The organism is Tenacibaculum agarivorans (assembly GCF_001936575.1).
In the GTDB taxonomy this organism is placed as follows: Bacteria; Bacteroidota; Bacteroidia; order Flavobacteriales; family Flavobacteriaceae; genus Polaribacter; species Polaribacter agarivorans.
Genome location: NZ_MSMP01000019.1, coordinates 17,354 through 39,329 on the forward strand (window position 1 = coordinate 17,354; position 21,976 = coordinate 39,329).

Here is a 21,976-nt window from a genome sequence, read left to right on the forward strand (position 1 = left end):
AGAAATGTAAAGAGTTCTAGGATTAATTAAAAACGATATGGTATCCGTTCTGATCAAGTCCAATATGGCCACAGAATTTAATAGGTTTTAAAAAGTAAGGCTTTTTATAGTAATCTATGTATTGTAACCTAGTTTGACTGATATTAGGGAGCCTAACTATTCTTCCTCCTTCCCTTAATTGTGAACCAATTTCTAATGTTAAAGAGCATATGTATTTACCAAATATTCCATTACTATGATCCTTAAAGTAACCAGTTTTATTATAGTAAAATCCAATATTTTCACCTTCTTTAGGCGGGGATAAATCTATAATAGGTATTTGTTCATTAGCTATTCTATAATTCAGATCTTTATTGAATTCTAAGATGAGATCATGTAGACAACTAAATTTGAAGTCATGAACGATTTTTCGCCATTTAAACCTTTTTTTAACGAAAAAGGGAAATAAGTGGTATAAAAGATTTGTTTTTTTATTGATGTAACTTTCTTCAATGTAAAATTTAGGAATAACCCCAAACCATTCAACAATAGCTCCCATTGTTTCTTGAATGGTATCCATTGAAGTGTTTATATTAGGGTGATATGAGTTAATGTTACGGAATGGATCTTTTTTTGAAAATAATTCCCATTGAATTCCTTCTTTTATTTTAAATAAAAAAACTTCACAATCATCTGGGAATTTACCATGACCATTTCTCTTTCCTCCATATAAATTGATTCTTTGGAATAAATTTATTCCTTGATCTATTGTAATTAATTCTTTTATATTTTGATTGTTTTTAGATGGTAATTCATTCAATTTTTGAGTTAAAAAGTTTATAGACTCGAAAGTATTATTGGGATTTAATTCTATTCCATTGAAAGAGCGTAAGAACTCAAATTCATAAGTTAAGTTAGTATTATTTAGAGTTGTTGGGAATATTGTTATTGGAACTATGTGTTTGCTATTAATTAAAGACATCTGTACAGCATACTCAACTTCTTGTCTTACATAATCTCTAGAACTGTTTATTTTATACCCAAATTGTTCTTTCCTTCCTTTCCATTTTTCTCCAATAACAATTAATATTACATCAGCCCAATCTAATTTCTTGTGTAAATAAGGGATAAAATATTCACCTACAGGAGTTTTTTCATCATCTATATAGACTGAGTTTTCTCCAAAATTGTTTACCAAGGATTTATACAAATTATGACTTTCTATGAATGAGTCTTCTCTTCTGTAGGATATAAATATATTTGGCATGTAAACTATTTTTTTATAAAGTTTATTTTATGTTTTGGATTACATAATAAGCTATCATATGTTTTTATAAGCCAATTAATGTCTTTGGGAATAAAATTTACATCACAATCATTAGCTCCTAGTGCTTGGTCTCTGCAAGTATATCGTATAATCCAGTCCTTTTTTTCTTTGAATCCATGTGATCGATACTTGTATAGGTCTTTAATTTTCCAACCTTTTACTTTTTTTAATATTTCTTTTTGATTTTTAATTAATTTTTCATCCTTGATATTTTCGACAGTAGAGTATTCTATAAATTTTGGTTCTGAACCACTTAGGTCAATTTTATAATAAATTTTAAATTTATTGGAATTTGTTACTACCTCTGAATAAAGTAGATTTTTTTTGATTTTTAATGATATGAACTGACGGTGATTATTGATGAGGTTAAAGTCATAATGATTCCATGATTTTGTATTCCATATTCTGATATTTTCTGAATTTAATAAAGCCAACCATTTACCTTTTTTAGAAAACTCTATACCATGAATGTGTCCGGGAGAACTGTCGAGTATTTTTTTATAACCAGTTATAGGATTTCTTAATTCTACTCCATGTAAAGCTTTTTCTTTTTCAGTAAAAGGAACTGCTAACCAATTAGAATTTTTATCTACTGCTCCTTTCGGTTTATATATTCTTTTTGAATTAGAATTAAATGTCCAATTTACTCTTGGTGCTGGCTTAGAACTCCAATGCTTAAAATCTTTTGTACTGCTTGAGTATAAGCCAAGTTTTGAACTATAAATTTGATTAGCTTGTTTACCTTTTCCTATTACTTCATTAGTTGATATATCTAAGATACTCATGGCATCTTCTTTATTAACTATTGCTAAATATTTATCTCCAGGTAAAAAAGTCATATGTTTAATAGGAATTTCTCCATTAAATATAACTCTACGACTTTTGGTAGGGATGTCAGCATCTAAAATCTCAACAGTAACATCAACTTCGTTTTCTGTTCTCCCCGCAAAAGCTAAAAAGTGTCCATTCTGACTCCAAGTGTAAGAATTAATGACCCATCCGTCAGGGTCAAGCCAAGTGAAGGTAGTTGTATCAGGGCTCCAAATCCCTAATCTCTTCCTTCTAGAATAGTTTAAAGCAAGGTATTGCTCATCAGGAGACCAATCGGCTCTAGTAAAAACAGGGTCAAAACTTACATAGGTGTGACTTTCAGGTATTATTATCCCTTCTTTATTTGTAAGTGCTAAACCACTTTTGTAATAAATTGCAGAGGTTTCATTTCTTCTAGTCGCTAATGTTCCATAATTACCGTAAAAAAGAGGGCTGTTTTTTTGAGATTCATTAATATAACTTTTTTTGTTTGTCAATAAATCCCATATTATTGATTCTTTTTGGTACTGTATTTTGACTTTATAATTGTTTATAAATTGAACCACGGAATAGCCTTTATATTGTTGTGTTTTTCCTATAATATTTAAGGAATTATTCCATAGTTGCAATTTGTTACTGTTTAATTCTCTACACAATATTCTCCAAGAGCTTTTAGTTGGGATGATCCATGCTTCATCAGTGTTAATAGGCATTGGTTTAACTATAAAAGATTTCATATCGTAAACAGCGAGATGATCTTCAATTACATTTTTTAAAAGTATATATGGTTCCTTAAAGTCTAGAATTTGATAATCTTTAATTATATTTTTATAATAGAAATTGATTGAAGAAATAGCTTCTAAGAGAAGTTCTTTGTTTTTAGAATCGCTCTCACGTTTATATGCTTTTTTAGCAATTTTAAAGGCTAGAACAGGATCGTGTATTAAAGTATCTGAAGCATTATTTCTAATTCTTAAAGTTTCATTTTTATAATTTAATTGAGTTGCTTTATTATCAGCTATTTCTTTTAAACGAATAATTTCTGATTTTTCAACTAATACCTGTTCTACCTGTTTATTAGCTTCATTAAGTTTTTTTAAAGACTCTTTTTCTTTTTGTTTTGCTATACTTGCTTGATTTTCTGCCTTATTTTTCTCTTCTACAGATGCTTTCGCCTCTTTTTTAGCACTGTAAGCTTCATTGCTCTTCTGCTTACTGTATAAAAATGCAATTGTGGTGGTTATTAATAGAACAAATAAAGTTAATAATGAAATTTGTCTTAATCTAACGGCTTTCTTAGTGAATTTTAAAGCATTGTGTATTCTATCAAAAACATCTTTGTCAGGTGCTCCTGATAATAAATTTTTTGATGAATCGTTTATCAATGCTAAACCTTTTATATTTTTATACCAAATAGATTTTTCATTCATATTATTTTCTATTGATATAGGAATTAAAGGTTTGTTTTTATTGTTTAATAAAAATAACTCTATTTCTTCAAGGATAGGTTTAGAAAGTTGCGATTCTTTACTTCCGATTAATACAAAAGAAGAAGATCTCTTAATTGCATTTTTTATATTTAATGGAAGTTTTTTTCCAGGAGATATGCTAGATAGTTGATCTATATAGCATTCGTATCCTTTTTTCATAAAATATGCTGCAATTGCATATCCATAATCTAGACTATCCTTTCTTGAATAAGAAATAAAAATATCATACCCAAATAAGGTTTTTTTAATTTTATTTATAAATCTCATAGTTTTGATTTGTTAGTTTTTCTTGAAAAGAATTCAGGGATACTTAGGAACTAATTTTAAACTCCTCATTGTTTTTCTACCAGAATTTCAATCATTGAATCTACTCCGTTTCGAAGAGCTAATTGTTTAATCGTATAAATGAACCGTTCTACTTCACGATTTATTATAGTATCATAATCAGGACTCATTGTATTGAAATCATTTGGTAATAAATGAGAAATAGCATAGTTGATTCCTGATAGTGTAGTTGGAAAGTCAACGAAAATCAGCTCATTATTGATGATTTCTGTATCAAAATGAATGAATCTAGGACGACCAGCATAATTAAAAGAAACTTTTTGAGTGTCGAAATTACGTTTCAGTTGCTCAAATTGAAGATTAACATCTGCGCTAAGTCTACTAGGTATTATTACTCTTATTTTACAATTTTCATATCTAGTATTTTTAATTTTGAAACCATTATTTTCAATTAGGTATTTACATGTAGGAAATAATAGGTTTTCAAAATATCCAGAGGCTAGGGTAGAAGAAGGAAAAAAATTAATTTCTGAAGTTTTTTGATTTTTAAAGAAATCTTTAACCCTATTTATAGCTTCAATAAAACTTTCTTGATTGTTTTTTTCAAACTCTACTAATGAAATCCCTGTCATGTCAGATAAGACAGATATATCTTTATCTATAACAAAAGCACTTTTTGATAAACCTAATCGACCTATAAATAAACCTAATTCGAATAAAATATTATCCCTTGGTTGTAGTACTACCTTATCACGATGTATTACTTTATCATCAGTGGTGCCTAAAAGTATACCAAAGTCGAATTGTAGAGAAGCTTTTAAAAGTGAATTTAAAAAGTTGCTATTTATTTTAAAAATTGAAGTTTCCCAAACATTATCATTCCATATTGTAACATCAAACTCTTGATTCAGAATTTCTTTAGCTTTATTTGCAAGTTCTAACTCTTCTGAAGAAGAACCTATAAAAATTCTTTTTTTTCTCATAAGATGGTCTTTTTTAAATCTAAAAGGATAAGGTCAATTTCGGTAATCAAGCTTTGTAAGCTCTGAAACTTTTTGCTATCATCACGGAAAATGAATTCATTACCGTCAACAGATTTTAAGTCATGTGCAAGTTGAGGGTTGTTAGTTAAACGTTTTAATTGATTGTAAATAACAGGAACCAATTCATAAAAACTTTTATCGAAATACTTGTTCGTATTTATATCGAAACAAATAGCATTTATATCAAAACTAGAAAGGTTAATCTCCAAATCTGAATCAACTTTTACATTTTTTAAAAATCGAATCATTTTTTTTAATCGTCCATTGGTCTCTCTACTTTTAGTGTTGATTCTTTGTATGCTTAAAAAAGGGTAATCTACCTTACCTTTTATATTTAGTTTTTTGTCGTAAACTTGTATACCACGAAAGTCTGGCTCTTTATTTTTCAATATAGCTGTTACATTGTCATACCAGTTTGCTATAACAATATCAACATCTCTATTAAGACTTTTATTGGTAATTTTAATTGCTTTAGGGTGTGAAATATCACATATATCATATATTGGAAGTAATGTGTTTTCAGAACCTATTCGGTTATTTCTTAAATCCTTAATATCATTTGAATACCCTCCTCCATTAAGCTCATTTTTAAGTTTTTCTATTTGAAATGAATTTAAAGAAGCTTTTAAGTTTTCGTTAGTTAGTATGTTATTAATAGAAGCCCTATCAAAAGTGTAAAAAGTATTGGCTATAACTAATAAATCAATATCACTAGTTCCTTTAATATGAGTATTAGTCATAACAGACCCTTGATATTTATAAACGACATTAGTTAAGTTATTTTTTAAATGATTTTGAACTCTCTCTCCAGCTAACTTACTTTTTTGGGTGTATTCTGGTTCTACTCCTTTCATAGCATAACGTATATACTTTAGTACATCACTGTAGCTGATAGCAGATAATCCAGCTATAAATTCTTTTTTGAGAGATATATTTTCAGGGTTGGTTCTTGTTTGTATGTTTTTTATTAATTTTTTATAATCTTTCATTATATATTTTCTTTTTTCTCTAAATATTATTTGGGATATACTTTTATTTTTTTTGAAATAGGGAGATGTCGCTTATTAAATGCCTGATCAATATATTTTTCAGGTTCTCTACAAAAATTATCCCAGTTAACTAAAACACAATATCTATCATTTTCAGACCAAGCACATTTGTTATGAGGGATGTAGTAGTTGTATGAAAATTCCTTTACTACAGTTTCATCATTGATATAAACATAATTATGAGAATTACCACATGTAGAGCATCCACCAAAGCCCTTATAAACTTTATTATTCATTGTAGGTAACACAACACCTAGAATACCATTTCTAGTATTACCATGACCATTGTATAGAGATGCTTGTAATTCCCTTTTTATAAATCGTTGTTCATCCCAACCTTCGTTTTCAGAACTTTTAGTACCTATAAGATGAATGGTGACAGTAGAATCTGATAAGTAATCTTTACGAATTTTTTGCATGATATAATCTTCATACTCAGAATCTATTGCTTCATTTAATGAATTGTCAATCATGTCTATATCTAAGTTTTTTTGAATGATTTTTTTGTAATACTTGTCTTCTGTTTTAAAAGATATAAAACATTTATGCCTCATATCTGTTATTGTTTAGATGTTATTTTGTTCAGTACTTTCCAGTAAAATTTACCTAGAGGTGTTAGTTGGCATCCTGTACCATTTTCAGCAGCTCTATAAAGATATTTGTATCCAATAGGAACTAATAATCCTTCTGCTAGATAAGCTCTAAAGTGTTCCATTTTTAACTCGTTTTTATCATTTCTAGGTTCTAAGTCTTCATCATAGGATGAATCTAGTTTATATTTAAACTCAGCAGTAGGAAAGTAGTCTGTTATCTTCTTTAAAATGTCAATTGATATTTTGGGTTGGCAATACTTAATTGCTGTCATTTCTGATATATGGGCCTTAAAAACTGGTCGCTGCTGCCAAGGACCTAGTATTTTTTCAACGTAATCGTAAATACTTGCAGCTGTTATATGACCAAGAATATTAGAAGCTCCTCCTTTTAGTGCTTCAAGTAAAATACCTGTAAATAATCCTTGTTTTTCAGATTTTTTTTCTACAGCTAGTTCATTTCCTAAACTGGCAGTTAGAATAGTAATTCCTTTTCTTAGAATGGCTTTTTCCGAATCAATTATCGGAATAGAACCAAAATGTCCACTATGACAACAATCTAATATGATTATTACTTCTTTTATATGTTCAGCTTGATTAGCAATGGTAATGATATCAGAAACACTTACTCCTTCAGAGTTTTCTACTGCGTCTTGTGTTACCAAACGACCTCCTAGATTATTTTGATGACCATGACCGGAAAAATATAGTAATACCATATCAGCTTCTCTAGAGAAAAGTTCTTGGACAGCTCCCATGAATTTAGCTTTAGTGACTTTATCTTTATCGGATGTAAGTGTTATACAATTAAAGTTTTCTTTTTTATCATAATGTTCCTTTAAAACATTTTCCATTTCTTTAACATCATTAATGCACCCATATAAAGGTGACCAATCATAATCGTTTATACCTACGAGTAATGCTCTCCTCATTTTTTTAAGTTTTTAATTGTTGTTTAAATTTTATAGTTTTTAGAATTACTCTTAATTTTTCCTTTTGAGATTTATATGAGTCTAAAGAAAAAGAGCCTTTAGATTCTCCAATAGCTAACTCTAAATATGATTCTTCTTTATTAAAATCTTCTTGAATAAATGCAATCTCAGCTAGAGTGAAGTATACCCATTCTTTATCGTCACGTTCATGAAAATCTTTTGATTCTAATAGTAAAAGACAAAGACGATTAACATGGTCTATAATTTCTATAGCTCTACCATAATTAGCACAAATATTCAGCTTTAAACTGCTTATGGATGCTTTCAATAGTAGTAGATAAATAAGATTAATTCCGTTGTAGTAATCTTGCTTTACATAAAACCCTTTGCTGTAACTCCATAGTGCTTTTTCTAAATAAATATTTTCTTTATTAATAGTGTATAACCTTTTATATATGGCTCCTGCAAGTCCTAAAGTCTCGGGATCAGTTGTAATATTAATATTTAAACTTTCTAGTAACTTTTCTGCATTTAGTAAAGATGAAATTTCATCTGGTTTTTTTGATTTGTAAGTATTAAGAATTAACCTTTGATTTATAAAATCGTTATTTGGGTAACGTTCTCTAGCTTTTTTTAAGAAATGAATTGCAGCAATGTACTCCTGATTGTTTTTGGCAGTTTCTGCAATTTCAATAAAATCAGCAACAGAAGTTGCCTCTTCCTTAATGTCATTTTTTAACTCTTCAATTTCTTCTTTAGTAAATGTAGGTGTTTCAAGATTTGGCAAATAGGTATATACAGGACTGTCAGTTTTTGGATTGTTTAATAACACATTCACTTTATTAGCTAAATAAGCTTTAAATCGTTCAGCTTCGTCTACACCAATATCTGGTCCCAGATGTTCATACATGTCAATATTATTATGATTAACATCAAAAGGAAATTCAGTACCTTTTTCAGCAATAATAATTGTTGTGTTCTTTTTTAATGCATGTCGTATTCCTAATTCATAGAATGCATTAGGGTTTAAAGTAGAAATATCAGCAACTACAAAATCAGCTTTCAAGATATTCTCGTACATGACCACATCAATATTTCCAGAATTTGGAATTTCATCTGCTCTAAAGCATAAGAAATCTAAACTTTTAAATACTGGTTTTATAATGTTTTTATAGGTTTTATCTAGATTGAATGTGTGACCTGTTTTATAATTGGTCTTCTCTCCAAACCCCATGATAACAAAGCATGTTCTTTGAGCCATTTTAATAGTTTAAGTATTCTTCAATATCTACTTTTTTCAAAAGAATTCTTTCTGAAGATTCTTCAGAAGGGATAGAAGAGCTATTAGAAGAGGTTATCCTTTTAGTAGAGGAAAAGATTTCTTTTTCTAACTTCATTACTTCCATAAATATCGTAACATTATCACTCCAATCTTTTATAAAAGCACTACCTTTTTCTTTTATAATTGATATTTTGGCATCAGCATTAATATTTGCTGTATTAGATTTAAGCCCTGAGATTTCACCTCCAATAATTAACTCTGATGATTTTGAATTTGATTGTGCAATTAGAGCTTTTTGAGCGATAGTTACAGAAGTGACTAAAAAAGTGTCATCCCATAAAAGATTACTTTTTGATTGAATTTGGTTTTCTAAAGCAATGATGTCATCTATACCAGTCTTGTCACAGCCTACAGCTAGAAAGTAAATAGCCCCTTCTGAAGAAAATTTGATGCTTAATGAAGCGTTACCCTGTGGTAATTTATCATTTGTTAAATCAGCATTGATATTTCCATTAAAACCAACATTGACTGCATTTTTTGTTGAAAATTGATATGGATCTGGAGATTCTGATAACTGAGATTCTTTATAGGTAACTCCTAAATTTTTAAGAGAAGTTACTTTTGAAAAAGTTCCCCAAGGTACTGTCTTTCTAAATAGTCCTTTTTTTCCAAAAGGGAAGCGAATAATATCACCAACTTTAACTTCGTCTCCAGGGAAATAAACAGCAATTTTCCCTAGTTCTCGAGCTATTTCTTTTGAGTATTGAATTTGTAAAGGCATAATAAATCGTTTTTGTTTCAATACAAATTTGAAATAAAACGATTTTTAATAAAACCCCTAAACTATTGATTTATGTTATCATCATTTTTGATGATAAAAAATTTATATATAATTATTTAGAAGAGCAAATTTAACGAGTCCTTTAGAATTAGGAACTCCTGTTTTATCGATAAGATTTCTACGATGAGTTTCTACAGTAGGAGGAGCTATAAATAGAATTTTAGAGATTTGAGGAGTTGTTTTACCATCAGCAATAAGTTTTAAGACTTCTTTTTCTCTTCTTGTTAATCGAATTAGTTGTTCTTGTTTTTCTTTTTGCTTTAAATCCGTGATTAAAGTTTTAGTTACTTCATCACCAAAATATTCTTCTCCATCATTTATAATATTAATTGCTTTAACTAATTCTTCTTTTCCTTTGTTTTTTAAGATGTATCCGTCTGCACCAGCTGATATAATATTTTTTATAAGTTCAGCTTTATTGTACATAGTTAAAATAATAATTTTAATATCTGGGTATAGTTCTTTTATTTTTAGGGTAGTTTGTACACCGTCTAACTTAGGCATTTCAATATCCAAAATGGCAATATCAATTGTAACCTTTTCTAAAATATCTAATACTTGTTTTCCGTCTTTAGCTTCTGCGACAACATTTATATGTTTTTCATTTTTTATAAGTGAACTAAGTCCATCAATTACAATTTGATGATCATCAGCAATAAGGATATTAATGTTATTATTTTTACTCATTTGTTAGTGGTATATAAATTGTAAATGTTGTTCCATTCCCTTTTCCTGAATCAATTTCTAATTGCCCATTAAATTTAATAATTCTAGATTTTATATTTTTTAATCCTATTCCCTCTACTTTAGAATTTGGATCAAAGCCTATTCCATTATCTTCAAATATAATACTTAATCTTTTTTTATTTTTTATTAGTTGCAAACTGATTTCACTAGCTTGAGAGTGTTTTAAAACATTACTAAATAATTCTTGAATAATTCTATAGAGGTTAATTTCTAAATTATTTTCTAACCTATTATCTATACCGTAATCAATAAATTCAATATCAATATTATCAGATTCATTAAGTGAATTGGTTAACTCCTTTAATGCCGGTATAAGTCCAAACTTAGCTAAAACACCTGACGACATATTATGAGCGATTTTACGTACTTCTTCACAAGCTTCATCTAAGAGGTTATTAGCTGTTTTGTATTGTCGTATATTATTTTTTACTAATGCTTCAACATTTTCTTCCACCGATTTAAAATGGAGTTTAACCATTGACAGCATACTTCCTAGTCGATCATGTAGGTCTTGTGCAATTCGTTTTCTTTCTTGTTCTTGTGCTAAGAGCATATCATTAATAGATTTAAGCTCTTGTTTTTTTAACAAATCTTCTATTGTTTGTATTTGTATTTTTTTATCCTTTTCAGCAAGTACTATTTTTTGTTTTTGTTTATAGTTTTTGGATACTAAAAAAAAGACTATTAATAAAAAGATAATTCCAATAACTGAACTGTAAAGCAAAATAGTCTTACGTTTGTTTTCTTCTGAAATTTTTTCAATAGTGGTTTTATTAATAATATCATTTTTTTCAAGAATTATATTTTTATTTTTTTCCTCTTCATAGTTTATTTTTATTTGAATGGCATTTTTGTATGCTTTTTCTAAATCATTTTGTAATTGTATATATTGTTCATTATATCTTGTAGCTAACTTAAAGTTTTGTTGTTGTGAATATAATGAGGCTATATTTTTTAAGATTTCGAGTTTTAAGATATTTAGGCTATTGTCTTCAGAAGATTTTAAAGCTAATTTATAATAGTGTAGAGCCTTATTAAGCTCCTTTTTTTTTCTATAAACATTTGCTAGATTATTTAGAGTCTCAGTATTATTGACATTTTGTATATTTAAACTCTGCTTATAGTAGTTAAGTGCAGTATTGTAATCTCGTTTTTTTTCATGAACAATTCCAATATTATTTAATATTAGATATTTTTCTTTTTTTAAGCCTATTTCTTCTTTTAGGGAAAGGCTCTTTTGATAATATTCTAAAGCTTCTTCAAATTTATCAATGTTTGTAAATGAAACCCCCAGATTATTATACACCTTTGAGAGGTTGAAATTATTATTTAATAACTTAAATAAAGATTCACTTTTTTTAAGGTTTTTAATCGCCAATTCATAATTATTAACTGTATTATGAAAAACACCGATATTAAGAAAACAAAAAGCAATTCCTTTTTTATCGTTTAATTGTTCTCTGATATTTAAACTTTTTGTGTAGTATAGCATTGCATTTTCAGTATCACCTAAATCTTTATATAGACTACCTAGATTGTTAGAGAGTTTAGCTACTAATTTTTCTTTATTAATAGTTTCGAAATTTTTAAGGCTTGATGTATAATAATCTTTTGAAGTATTAAGATTTCCTGTTTTTTTATACAATAACCCTAATTGGTTTTGAGCTCTAGCGATTCCATAAGTATTGTTTCTTGTTTTTTCTAGGTCTAATATATTGTTATAAAGGCTTATAGATTCTTCGTAATCTCCCTTGTTCAGTAATAAAATACCTGTTCTGTTTAAACTTGTTACAAAACCATCATGATAAGAAATAGCATCACTCAATTTCTTTGCTTCTTTAGCATGTTTTAGACCTTTTTCTATATTTATAGTCCTATACTCCCATGCAAGTTCATTAAGGTAGTCGACTTTTTCTTTATTAGAAGGACTAGATTTCAAGTTGATTAATAAACTGTCGATAACCTTATTTTGAGAGAAAGAATAATTTGTAAATAACACAAATACAATATATAGAGTCATGTGTTGCGTTTTTAAGCAAAGAGAGTAGTAGGAGTGTATCATAAAAAAAGACTTTACATAAACTAATATAAGTAAAGTCTTTAATTATAGTAATTTGTATGAGAAATGATTTAATTTTTCTCCTTAGGAATATCACCTCCTGGTCTTACAACTTCATCTGCGTCTTGTTGTATTTCTGTAGACTCAGTCTTTGGTTCTTCTTTTTTTTCTTGGTTTTCTTTTGTACAAAAAAATGTTTCTTGGTAATAATTCTTCATTGTTAATATATTAAAATTCTTAGTTACCAAAGAACAATATTTCAATCTATGATTCCTTCATCATATTTTATGTTTTATATATCCTCAAAAGTGATGATACATAAAATACTGTTTTATGATGTTTTGGTAGAAGAGTGATGGTTATAGTTTAGCAGAAAATAATTTTCATTAATGGTTATTCAAGAAATAGATCTATTATTAATAAAAAAGATATACCCGATAGGAATACATGGTATTGAGCATTCTTTTAGAGTATTTCTGTTAATTAAAAAACTTTGTGATTTAGAATCAATAACTAAACTAGAAAGATTGCAATTAGAATTTTGTGCTTTATTTCATGACATCGGAAGAGTGAATGATTTAATAGATGATACTCATGGTGTTAAGAGCATTGAAAAATTAGAAGAACATAGCTTTTTGGGGTTTAAAAGATTTAATAACTCATTAGTAAGATATATTATTGAGAATCATTGCCTGGCTGATAAAATAGCTATTGATAATTCAAGTAATTATGAGCTAGATGATGTAGAACGTTCAAGATTTTTACTATTACTCTTCAAAGATGCAGATGGACTTGATAGGTTTAGATTGGGTGATTTTGATCAAAAATACCTCAGATATTCTAATTCAAAGACATTGATTGATTTTGCTAGATATAATAATGATAGAAGTTTTTTGAGAGATGAAATTTATGAGAATATATACTCTTGGGGTAGAAATAAAATTTAAACAATTAGTATGAACGAAAAAGACACATATAACTTATTTGTAATTATGCCATTTCTATCTAAAAAAGAAGAAGAAGAATTATTAAGAAAAGGGCTTGAAGGAGTGTCGAAAGATACGCGGAAAAGAAAAATAGCTAAGGATTTTTATAGTGAAATTATAACTAAAGCTTGTGATGAGCTTAAAAATTATAATATTCAAATTAAGTGCGCATATGAGATCAATAAACAAAAAATTGATGATGCTATAATAACAGAAATTAGAAAAAGCGAAATATTCATAGTCGATTTGACTTTGCTTAGCCCTAATGTAATGTATGAATTAGGAATGACTCATTATACAGATATTGAAAGAACTTTAATAATTACTCAAGATAATACAGAATCTTTACCATTTGATATCCAACAGATGAAAGTATTAGAGTATAATTCTATTGAAATAAAATGGCTAAAAATTATTAAAGAAGAGATAAATAATTTAATCGATAGATTTAATTCTAAGGAATTATGTATTGGAATTTCTGAATATCCTGAATTAATGATTTTGAAAAAGAAATTAGAAAATAGTTTTATGAATAATATTAATATTAAGAGAGTAGATTGGGATAAAACCATTGAAGTAATTTCTAAAAGAATGAATGATAGAGTTGATATAGTTATTGCTAATAGAGGTAAATGTGATATTGAAAATGAACGTACTATAGAGTATATCTATTCTAACCAATTAATAGCTTATAAATCTTTTTATGTTCTTTATAAGAATATGGAAATAGAAAATTTTACATATATATATACTAGAAATAGAAAACAAGGAAAAAATAAAAGAGAAAGTATTATAGATACTTTTAATCAAATACCAAAAAATACTCTTGTATATGTTAATGGTAATACTGATCACTACAACAATTTTATTGAGATTAATAAATTATTTGGTAAGGAATTTATTGAATCACCAGTTTTAAAAAGTGTATCAGATGAACAGGATGGTATATTAATAGAGTTTATTGATCAAGATGATCCTTGTTTGTTTATAGGAGGGATTCCAGAAAGAATAAATCTATTAAAAGATGATAAATACCAAGTTTTAATAGAACATAAAGATCTTTTAGAACAGCATGAATTTAAGAAGATAAAACAAGAAAATGGTCTTGTTTTTCATGATTCAAAATATTCTGATAGAAATAATATTAAAGCTTTTGCAAAAACTATTTATGAACTTTATAGAAATGTTTATGTAGAGATAAAAAATCTTGCAGAAGAGAATGAAATTGAAAAAATTAAGGAATATTTAGAGCCTTATAATACTTCAAATAGAGTTAAAAAATTTAATCATAAAGGAATAAAACTCAACATAACAGCTGAGGATTATATTGATAAATATTTAGCAAATCACCTAATATACCTGCCTTCATGAAAATAGATTGGAAATATTATAAAGATAATTGGGATTTAATGACATCACAACCTAGTGGTAATTATGTAAGCAATTTACCTTTAGATGAAGATTTAAAAGAGTTGTTGTTGAACAACTCTATAAATAAAGTGGATTTTGATAAACAAGTTCGGTTGAATGAAGTGAAATTTGATAGACTTTCAAAAAAAATAGATACTGTCACTGGTCTAAATATATTATCGGGATTACAGAAGTTACATAAACCTGATCATTTAACTGTTTATAGAGCGATCCGATTTCCTACGAAAACTAGGATTATCTCAATGATAAAAGATAGGGGAATTTCTACTTTAAATTATGAACACAACCGTTTAATGAGGATCTATGAGAATGATGAATATATGATGAAGAGAGAACAACTAATGAAAGACCCAAGATTTTCTTTTCAACCTCAAGAAAGAGTTGTTCCAGGGCTTCCAGTTTTTTTTAATATTAATGATGCGGTACACATACATAGAGCTTACAGAGGAGAAGATGATATTATTGGTATAGTAACTGCATTTATACCATATAACTTAATAAAGCAAGATACTGTTGAAATTTATTCAAATGATGCTATTGTAGAAAATTACTCAGACGATTCAGGTGATAGAAAGATTAATTACTATAATAAAAATAGAGAAGGAAGAGTATGTCCGTCTTATAAAGCATTAAGTGTTGAAGGGAGTCAGATATATGAAACTTATTGTAAAGGAATACCTGAAGATTTAGAGAGTTGTGAAAATTTAGGAATTGAGTTTAAATATTTTTTACTGAAACTTTATAAACCCCAAATAGATATTAAAAGTAAAAGAATCAATGGGGTGGACATTTCCAGTGAATTAGCACAATATAAACTACCTTTCTTGTATGGTTTTTGGGGAGATGATAATATATTCATGAGACGAGTTTCTCAATTTTTACCAAACTCATGCTATGAAATCACAAAAAAATAAGATTATAATTTCTAATCTAAAGAAGTCCTTTTTTCAAAATAACGAAGAACAAGAGGTTTTGAATATCTCTGAACTAGTAGTAAAAGAGAATGAATTCATAACATTTATAGGAAAATCAGGTTGCGGGAAAACTACGATGCTTAATGTTTTAGCTGGTTTTAGTTCATATGAAGGGAGAATTTCAATATTTGGTGAAGATGATGCTCAGTCAAAATCTAGTAAAACAGTTGTATTTCAGGAGGATGCAGTATTTCCCTGGATGACAGTTCGAAATAATATTGAGTATGGTTTAAAACGAAGAGGACTTTCTAAGGAATTAAGAGATTTTAGACTTAATGAACTTTTAAAACTAGTAGATCTTGAAGGTACTGGAGAAAAATTCCCCAAGCAACTTTCAGGCGGTATGAAAAAAAGAGTTGATATAGCCAGAGCTATAGCAAGTTCTCCGTCTATTATTTTAATGGATGAACCTTTTGGAAGCCTTGATTATCAAACACGAAGACAATTACAAAAAAAGCTCATTGACTTATTAAAAATAGAACCAAAGACTATTTTCTTTGTTACTCATGATATTAACGAAGCGATTCTACTAAGTGATAGGATAATAATTTTACCTTCAAATAAAGAAATAGATATAAAGGACATAAAAGTACCTTTTTCTAAGCCTAGAGATTTAAGCATATGCGACTCTCTAGAGTTTATTCAGTTAAGAAAGCAGATAGAAATATTAATATCTAACCTGAAATCATGAAAAAATTAGAATATAAATTAATAAGTATAGTGACCATTAGCTTATTAATATTTATTTGGGATATGTTAACATATAGGCAATCTCCTTCTGCTGAATTATTATTTCCTAGTTTACATAATGTTATAATTAATTTAGAATCAAATTATGAGGTTTTTCTTCATTCTATGTTAGTTACTTGGTCAAGGGTTATTCTGGGGTTAGTTATTGGTTTTTTTACAGGTTTAATTATGGGGATATTTATTACTTGGAGTCAGATTCTTGAATCAGTACTTGATCCAGTCATTGAATTGATAAGGCCTATCCCTCCAATCGCATTAACGCCTTTTTTTATTCTTTGGTTTGGTTTAGGTAATCTAGGACAATTATTATTGATAGCATTAGGTTGCTTTATGATTATAGTTGTGTCTACAGTTACTTCTATAAGAAACGTCAATGTTTTATATGTTAGAGCAGCTAAATCTTTAGGGGCAAGTATGTATGACATATATACTACCGTGTTATTACCTTCTATTTTACCAAACTTATTATCAGCAACACGAGTAGCTTTAGCTACTGGTTTTAGTCTCACCGTTGCAGCTGAGTATCTAGGAGCCCAAGGAGGATTGGGGTATTTAATAAGAAATGCAAGGGTTACTCTAAGTACGAATACAATCTTATTAGCAGCAGTTTTATTAGGAGTTCTGTCTTTGTTAACAGATTTCTTGATAAGAAAATTATTTAATTATTTAACACGTTGGAACAACGTATAACCTTTATTTATTATGAAAAAAATTAAAACTATACTTACATTTTTAGTGCTTTTAGTCGTAATTACTGGAGCATCTTATGTTTTATTTAGTAAGGATAAAAAAGCCCCATCAAATACTATTGTTTTTGGTATTTCTCCATTTCAAGATACTTTTATGCCTATATTAGGTAAAGAAAAAGGATGGTATGAAGAAGTTGGTTTAAACGTTGAATTTAAAGTTTTAGGCTGGACTGAAATTCAAGAGTCATTATCTTCGAATGGAACACAAAAAATAGATATCGGCATCAATAATATATCTTCTGTAATTGCGAGTCACCATAATAACCCTGAAATTATTTACTTGTACGGATTTAATACTTTTGATAATGGATTTGCGTTAATGATTCGCCCCAATAGTGAGCTAAAACCACTTACTTATTTCTTAGAGCAAGGAATTAATAGGAAAGAGGCTATTAAGCTTACGGCTGAGCAATTAAAAAATAAAACAGTTATTACTACATCTAATACAGATATGGAACAGGGGGTAGCAGCAGCAACTCAAAGAGGTTTATTGTCTTTTGAGAAAGATATTAAAATAATTAATTTAAATCCAGATGAAGGTTTGGCAGCTTTTTTATCAGGAGAAGGAGATGCTTATATAGGTGGAATACCTCAAAGAACAAGAGCAACGAAAGAAGGGATGGTAGAAATGTTGACAGGTGTTGATTTAGGGCCAGCTCCAATAAATGGAATTGTATCTACGAAATCTTTTTATAATTCTAATAAAGACGATGTTTTGAAACTACTCAAAGTTTGGTTTAAAATTGTAAATTATACGAATGATAATATGGAAGAAGTAGCAGAGATTATAGTTTCAAAATTAAATGAGACAAGTGCATCAAATTTTACTGTAGATGATTTCAAAATATTTTGGAATAACTATGAGCACTATCCAGCAACAATTGAAGAGATACAAAACTCTATTTTAGATTCTGATGGAGATAATTATTGGAAGAGCAGGTGGGATGATACAAACTATTATTTTAATACAGTTGTTAAGACGATCCCCAAACCTGTTAGTCCCAAAGATGCTTTTTATATGAACAAGGTTCAAGATGAACTTAAAAATTAGTATATGTATGACTTATTTTAGATATGGTTTTAAAATGTATTATAAACTTATCGAATTTTAAGACCATATTCGAAATAATTAGAAATTTCTATATATAGCTTAAGGATAAGGGGAGTTTATTAAAAAGCCACAGACCTAGTAATATTATCATTATCCTCCGTTTCAAAGCTATCTAAATACACTTGAGTAGTTTTAGAAGAGTCATGACCTAAAGCTTCTGAGATGTATGAAATATTCGTTCCTGAGTGCTTTAAAGCAGTAGCGAAAGAGTGTCTTAAAACATAAGAAGTTAAATTGATATCAATTCCAGCTAGTGAGGCAATTTTCTTTAGGTTGTTATTAAACACATCACGGCGACTTTCATAAAGAGTAACCTCTTTCTTACCTAGCCCTAAAATTTGTTGAGGTAGAATAGGGAAGACCAACTCATTAGAATTAAGTTTCTTTCCTTGGGAATAATATTGTAATATTTCTTTGGACTTTCCTGCAATCACGATATCGAAATCTTTATGGTTTTTGGCTCTTGTATATTTTATACGGTCAAAATCTCCAATAATTTGATTCATTCTTAAATAAGCTAAATCTCTAAAGTTAATGCCATTGGTATTAAACATAAAAATAGCTTGTTGTTGAGAGTGCCATAAAGAAGTATCTTTTTCTAAAGGATATTCAAATAAAGCTTTGATTTGTTCTAAATGAATAGCTCTTTTTTGTGTAGGTTGAGGTGTGCCTACTGTAAAATATTGAAATCCATAGTTTCCGTCTTTTGGAAGCTTGTGGTCTTTAATTCCATGATTGATTACAGCACGTAAGCCTCTTAAATAAGCATTGTACGAAGTGTCTTTCATAGGTTTATTCATCATGTTTACTTTCCATTGCTCTAGGACTTTTCCAGTGATTTCCGCAAAAGTGATGTCTTCTGTACAGTCAGTGTATTTCTTAAATGCACTTAGGGCCTGCTTATAAGATTTAGCTCTGCCATAGAGCTTTAAATTTTCATAGTGTTCCACCAGAGTATTACCATATTCAAAAAGCTTAATGGTTTTAATACCTTTAGGAGTCATTAAAAGTGTACCGCCTTTTTCTTTGATTTTTTTATCTCGTTTTTCGGACTTTTCATCTAAGATCTGTAATGCGATAAAATCCCTAAGTTGTTTACAGTTCCAAGTTTTAATCTCATTTTCATAGTCATCTAAAATATCTTGAGCTAAAAGAAGTTTTCTGTTTAATTCTTTATTCTCTCTTTTCCAGTAAGGATAATTACGATTGTATTTCTCTTCATCCCATTGTTCAATTTTAGCATGTTTGCTTAAATGAATTGTTAGGTGTTTATTATCATGTTCAACTTTTAACTTGATAGGGAAAGAGCCGTCTTTTTTTTGTCCACTTTTTCTTTTATCCAAAACAATTGTTACACTTGCCATTATCTTTAATTTTGATGTTATAAAGATATGAAAAACTCCCCGGAAACTCCCCGATTTTTTTGTTTTTATCTGATTTTATAAAATTGTAAATTTCTTAAAAACCCTTTATTTACAGGTGATTTTGTTCTTGTTTGAATTTATATGATTTAATAAAATCTGCCTTCTAAGCAGACGGTCACAGGTTCGAATCCTGTCGCGATCACAATAAGCCTTGCTAGTTTTAGTAAGGCTTTTTTGTTTTCTATAGTTTATGGTGTCTGTAGCGTGTTTACTTAATTAGTGTGTTGCTATTCCTTTCTCTAATTATTATCTAGATAAAAGTATTTAAGGTGTCCTTTTAGGTGTCCCACTTTTAAATTCTAGGTGTCCCATTTTTTACTAACATAATAGAGTAAGATATTATGAGTATGAAATTAAGTGTCCTGTTTATATGTAATGGGAGTAAGATAAATAAGAAAGGACTTTGTCCTATGAAGTGTAGAATTACCTATAATAAGAAAAGAAGAGAGTTTGCTACAGGATTATTCATTAATCCTAATCATTGGGATAGTAAGAAACAAATGCTTTTAAAGAAAGTGGAAAACTCTAAAATTGTAAATTCAAAACTGAGCCTTATTAGTCAAAAGATTAATGAGGCTTTTTTATTATTACAATTACAACATAAAGATTTTAGTGTTGATGATATATATAGTCAGTACAAAGGTGAAAACACTAGGATAGAGAAGACTTTATTAGAATTATATGATATACATAATGAGCAAACCAAAAAGCTTATTGGAATTGATTTTAAAGAGATTTCTTGGAGTAGGTATGTTGAGAATAAGAGAAAGGTTGAAAGGTTTATAAAGTTCAAACACAAGAAAAGTGATATTAAACTAAATAGGCTTGATTTAAAATTTATAAAAGATTTAGAGTACTATTTTAAGGTAGAACTCAAACTAAGTCAAGCTACCATAAATAGAAGTTTACAGAGGGTTAGAAAGATCATTCAATTTGGAATAGATGAGAATTATTTAGAAAGAAATCCATTTGCTCTATATAAAGCAACTAGTTATAAAATTGAACTTGTTTATCTATCAGTTGAAGAACTTAAATTATTAGAGAGTTTTAGTTTTAATCAGAAGAGGTTAAGTGTTGTTAGAGATTTATTTATTTTTTGTTGTTATACAGGATTAGCTTATCAGGAAATGTCATCTCTTAAGCCTAATTCAGTTCTTCTAGGTTTTGATAATAATTTATGGATAGAAATGTATAGACAGAAAACTAAGTCCAAAATATCAGTCCCTATATTACCAAAAGCTAAAGAGATTTTAGATAAATATGATTGCTTGCTTCCAAAAATTTCAAACCAGAAGTTTAATTCTTATTTAAAAGAAATAGCTGATATTGTTGGTATAGAAAAGAAGTTAACACATCATGTTGCGAGAAAGACTTTTGCAACTACTGTGTTACTATATAATGGAGTTTCCATGGAAGTAGTGTCTGAGTTATTAGGACACTCTAGATTACAGGTTACACAAGAACATTATGCTAAGGTGGTCAAAAGTAAGGTTGTTAATGAAATTCAAAAATTAAAGAGAAAGTTATAGAGGTTATTTTATATTTACTAAAAATATACTTTACTTTTAAATGGACAATATAGATGTGTTTCTTACTAGTGCTCAAGAATCAATTCCTGATGGTGTTATAATAATGCAACAGTTTTTCCTAGTTTTTTCAAGGTTTGAGTATGCACTTAAAAAAACTGATGACTTTTTGATAGAAAGACATGGAGCTGCTAGTGCAAATTGGGATGCTTATGCAGATTCTATAAATGAGGATTTTTGTAATTTAATTAATCAAGAATTAGATGGATTTGGATTTAATCATGAAAAAATAGTTAAATTAAAAGAAGCAGTTGATTTTTTTGTAATGGAACCTCCAAGGAAGCAAGAAGTTGAAGGAGGTGTACTTGTGTATAGAGATAGGGTAAGGGAAGATGATTCTTTGACTAGAAAAATATGTGTTTACATTAGAAGGGTTAGAAATAATGTGATGCATGGAGGTAAATATATTGGTAGTAATGCTATAGGGTCAAGGAATTATAAGCTTTTAGATTTATCCCTCTATTTAATGGATTGTTTTTTAGAGTTAAATGATGAGGTAAAACATAATTTTCACGAATATATTGACTAATT

Annotated in this window: 20 protein-coding genes and 1 tRNA gene; 9 read left to right on the plus strand and 12 right to left on the minus strand. The window is 28.4% G+C overall.

Features of this window, described 5'->3' with window-relative positions; genetic code table 11:
- Window positions 1–22: 22 nt before the first annotated feature.
- The 11 genes from BVC87_RS14590 to BVC87_RS23440 form a co-directional block, all read right to left on the minus strand.
- The gene (locus tag BVC87_RS14590) at window positions 23–1,246 is read right to left on the minus strand and encodes a toll/interleukin-1 receptor domain-containing protein (RefSeq protein ID WP_075343132.1); all 1,224 of its coding nucleotides are present in this window, start codon (window positions 1,244–1,246) and stop codon (window positions 23–25) included.
- Between the two features lie 5 nt (window positions 1,247–1,251).
- A complete protein-coding gene (locus BVC87_RS14595; RefSeq protein WP_075343133.1) occupies window positions 1,252–3,873 on the minus strand; it encodes a toll/interleukin-1 receptor domain-containing protein in 2,622 nt (873 codons plus the stop codon).
- A gap of 65 nt (window positions 3,874–3,938) precedes the next feature.
- Window positions 3,939–4,874, minus strand: a complete 936-nt coding sequence (cap12, locus tag BVC87_RS14600; RefSeq protein WP_075343134.1) for a CBASS system CD-NTase-associated NAD(+) hydrolase Cap12 — start codon at window positions 4,872–4,874, stop codon at window positions 3,939–3,941.
- Window positions 4,871–5,923, minus strand: a complete 1,053-nt coding sequence (locus BVC87_RS14605; protein WP_234974677.1) for a hypothetical protein — start codon at window positions 5,921–5,923, stop codon at window positions 4,871–4,873. The genes cap12 and BVC87_RS14605 overlap by 4 nt, the downstream gene beginning before the upstream one ends.
- Before the next feature lie 26 nt (window positions 5,924–5,949).
- On the minus strand, window positions 5,950–6,537 hold the full coding sequence (locus BVC87_RS14610; RefSeq protein ID WP_075343136.1) for a TIR domain-containing protein: 588 nt from the start codon (window positions 6,535–6,537) through the stop codon (window positions 5,950–5,952).
- A 5-nt stretch (window positions 6,538–6,542) separates the two neighbouring features.
- Window positions 6,543–7,505, minus strand: a complete 963-nt coding sequence (locus BVC87_RS14615; RefSeq protein ID WP_075343137.1) for a caspase family protein — start codon at window positions 7,503–7,505, stop codon at window positions 6,543–6,545.
- A 4-nt stretch (window positions 7,506–7,509) separates the two neighbouring features.
- Entirely contained in the window at window positions 7,510–8,766 is a 1,257-nt protein-coding gene (locus BVC87_RS14620; RefSeq protein ID WP_075343138.1) for a TRAFs-binding domain-containing protein, read from the minus strand.
- A gap of 1 nt (window position 8,767) precedes the next feature.
- Window positions 8,768–9,568 (minus strand): hypothetical protein, encoded by an 801-nt coding sequence (locus tag BVC87_RS14625; RefSeq protein ID WP_075343139.1) that lies wholly within the window; start codon window positions 9,566–9,568, stop codon window positions 8,768–8,770.
- Window positions 9,569–9,670: 102 nt separating this feature from the next.
- The gene (locus BVC87_RS14630; RefSeq protein WP_075343140.1) at window positions 9,671–10,315 is read right to left on the minus strand and encodes a response regulator transcription factor; all 645 of its coding nucleotides are present in this window, start codon (window positions 10,313–10,315) and stop codon (window positions 9,671–9,673) included.
- Window positions 10,308–12,437, minus strand: a complete 2,130-nt coding sequence (locus tag BVC87_RS14635) for a tetratricopeptide repeat-containing sensor histidine kinase (RefSeq protein ID WP_083629501.1) — start codon at window positions 12,435–12,437, stop codon at window positions 10,308–10,310. Before BVC87_RS14635 ends, BVC87_RS14630 begins: the two co-directional genes overlap by 8 nt.
- Window positions 12,438–12,505: 68 nt before the next feature.
- The gene (locus BVC87_RS23440; RefSeq protein WP_159439364.1) at window positions 12,506–12,652 is read right to left on the minus strand and encodes a hypothetical protein; all 147 of its coding nucleotides are present in this window, start codon (window positions 12,650–12,652) and stop codon (window positions 12,506–12,508) included.
- A gap of 171 nt (window positions 12,653–12,823) precedes the next feature.
- Here BVC87_RS23440 and BVC87_RS14640 point away from each other — a divergent pair, with 171 nt between their 5' ends.
- From BVC87_RS14640 to BVC87_RS14665, 6 genes are read left to right on the plus strand one after another with little or no spacing between them, the layout of a single operon-like run.
- Window positions 12,824–13,381: an HD domain-containing protein gene (locus tag BVC87_RS14640; RefSeq protein WP_075343142.1), complete on the plus strand. Its 558-nt coding sequence runs from the start codon at window positions 12,824–12,826 to the stop codon at window positions 13,379–13,381.
- A 9-nt stretch (window positions 13,382–13,390) separates the two neighbouring features.
- A complete protein-coding gene (locus BVC87_RS14645; protein ID WP_143569794.1) occupies window positions 13,391–14,791 on the plus strand; it encodes a hypothetical protein in 1,401 nt (466 codons plus the stop codon).
- Window positions 14,788–15,765, plus strand: coding sequence for a hypothetical protein (locus BVC87_RS14650; RefSeq protein ID WP_075343144.1), 978 nt, complete (start codon window positions 14,788–14,790; stop codon window positions 15,763–15,765). The genes BVC87_RS14645 and BVC87_RS14650 overlap by 4 nt, the downstream gene beginning before the upstream one ends.
- Window positions 15,746–16,516 carry an ABC transporter ATP-binding protein gene (locus BVC87_RS14655; protein WP_075343145.1) on the plus strand — a complete coding sequence of 257 codons (771 nt, stop codon included), beginning with the start codon at window positions 15,746–15,748 and terminating at the stop codon, window positions 16,514–16,516. The genes BVC87_RS14650 and BVC87_RS14655 overlap by 20 nt, the downstream gene beginning before the upstream one ends.
- Window positions 16,513–17,265: an ABC transporter permease gene (locus tag BVC87_RS14660; protein ID WP_075343146.1), complete on the plus strand. Its 753-nt coding sequence runs from the start codon at window positions 16,513–16,515 to the stop codon at window positions 17,263–17,265. Before BVC87_RS14655 ends, BVC87_RS14660 begins: the two co-directional genes overlap by 4 nt.
- 12 nt (window positions 17,266–17,277) lie before the next feature.
- The gene (locus BVC87_RS14665) at window positions 17,278–18,375 is read left to right on the plus strand and encodes an ABC transporter substrate-binding protein (RefSeq protein ID WP_075343147.1); all 1,098 of its coding nucleotides are present in this window, start codon (window positions 17,278–17,280) and stop codon (window positions 18,373–18,375) included.
- A gap of 119 nt (window positions 18,376–18,494) precedes the next feature.
- On the opposite strand, the gene BVC87_RS14670 is transcribed toward BVC87_RS14665, so the two are convergent.
- Complete coding sequence (locus BVC87_RS14670) at window positions 18,495–19,799, minus strand: tyrosine-type recombinase/integrase (RefSeq protein ID WP_075343148.1); 1,305 nt, start codon at window positions 19,797–19,799, stop codon at window positions 18,495–18,497.
- Window positions 19,800–19,932: 133 nt separating this feature from the next.
- Between BVC87_RS14670 and BVC87_RS23445 the strand changes: the two genes are divergently transcribed.
- The 3 genes from BVC87_RS23445 to BVC87_RS14680 all read left to right on the plus strand — a co-directional run bounded on the left by BVC87_RS23445 (window position 19,933) and on the right by BVC87_RS14680 (window position 21,974).
- A tRNA-Arg gene (locus tag BVC87_RS23445) sits at window positions 19,933–20,001 on the plus strand.
- Between the two features lie 205 nt (window positions 20,002–20,206).
- Complete coding sequence (locus tag BVC87_RS14675) at window positions 20,207–21,388, plus strand: site-specific integrase (RefSeq protein ID WP_262509530.1); 1,182 nt, start codon at window positions 20,207–20,209, stop codon at window positions 21,386–21,388.
- 40 nt (window positions 21,389–21,428) lie between these two features.
- Window positions 21,429–21,974, plus strand: a complete 546-nt coding sequence (locus BVC87_RS14680) for a hypothetical protein (RefSeq protein ID WP_075343150.1) — start codon at window positions 21,429–21,431, stop codon at window positions 21,972–21,974.
- Window positions 21,975–21,976 lie beyond the last annotated feature (2 nt).

Bases quoted from the DNA above. Each gene is read 5' to 3' on its own strand.
- BVC87_RS14615 (WP_075343137.1), bottom strand. From the start codon at position 7,505: ATGAGGAGAGCATTACTCGTAGGTATAAACGATTATGATTGGTCACCT.
- BVC87_RS14665 (WP_075343147.1), top strand. From the start codon at position 17,278: ATGAAAAAAATTAAAACTATACTTACATTTTTAGTGCTTTTAGTCGTA.
- BVC87_RS14650 (WP_075343144.1), top strand. From the start codon at position 14,788: ATGAAAATAGATTGGAAATATTATAAAGATAATTGGGATTTAATGACA.
- BVC87_RS23440 (WP_159439364.1), bottom strand. From the start codon at position 12,652: ATGAAGAATTATTACCAAGAAACATTTTTTTGTACAAAAGAAAACCAA.
- BVC87_RS14625 (WP_075343139.1), bottom strand. From the start codon at position 9,568: ATGCCTTTACAAATTCAATACTCAAAAGAAATAGCTCGAGAACTAGGG.
- BVC87_RS14610 (WP_075343136.1), bottom strand. From the start codon at position 6,537: ATGAGGCATAAATGTTTTATATCTTTTAAAACAGAAGACAAGTATTAC.
- BVC87_RS14605 (WP_234974677.1), bottom strand. From the start codon at position 5,923: ATGAAAGATTATAAAAAATTAATAAAAAACATACAAACAAGAACCAAC.
- BVC87_RS14645 (WP_143569794.1), top strand. From the start codon at position 13,391: ATGAACGAAAAAGACACATATAACTTATTTGTAATTATGCCATTTCTA.
- BVC87_RS14680 (WP_075343150.1), top strand. From the start codon at position 21,429: ATGGACAATATAGATGTGTTTCTTACTAGTGCTCAAGAATCAATTCCT.
- BVC87_RS14670 (WP_075343148.1), bottom strand. From the start codon at position 19,799: ATGGCAAGTGTAACAATTGTTTTGGATAAAAGAAAAAGTGGACAAAAA.
- BVC87_RS14640 (WP_075343142.1), top strand. From the start codon at position 12,824: ATGGTTATTCAAGAAATAGATCTATTATTAATAAAAAAGATATACCCG.
- BVC87_RS14675 (WP_262509530.1), top strand. From the start codon at position 20,207: ATGAAATTAAGTGTCCTGTTTATATGTAATGGGAGTAAGATAAATAAG.
- BVC87_RS14635 (WP_083629501.1), bottom strand. From the start codon at position 12,437: ATGATACACTCCTACTACTCTCTTTGCTTAAAAACGCAACACATGACT.
- BVC87_RS14655 (WP_075343145.1), top strand. From the start codon at position 15,746: ATGAAATCACAAAAAAATAAGATTATAATTTCTAATCTAAAGAAGTCC.
- BVC87_RS14590 (WP_075343132.1), bottom strand. From the start codon at position 1,246: ATGCCAAATATATTTATATCCTACAGAAGAGAAGACTCATTCATAGAA.
- BVC87_RS14595 (WP_075343133.1), bottom strand. From the start codon at position 3,873: ATGAGATTTATAAATAAAATTAAAAAAACCTTATTTGGGTATGATATT.
- BVC87_RS14630 (WP_075343140.1), bottom strand. From the start codon at position 10,315: ATGAGTAAAAATAATAACATTAATATCCTTATTGCTGATGATCATCAA.
- BVC87_RS14660 (WP_075343146.1), top strand. From the start codon at position 16,513: ATGAAAAAATTAGAATATAAATTAATAAGTATAGTGACCATTAGCTTA.
- cap12 (WP_075343134.1), bottom strand. From the start codon at position 4,874: ATGAGAAAAAAAAGAATTTTTATAGGTTCTTCTTCAGAAGAGTTAGAA.
- BVC87_RS14620 (WP_075343138.1), bottom strand. From the start codon at position 8,766: ATGGCTCAAAGAACATGCTTTGTTATCATGGGGTTTGGAGAGAAGACC.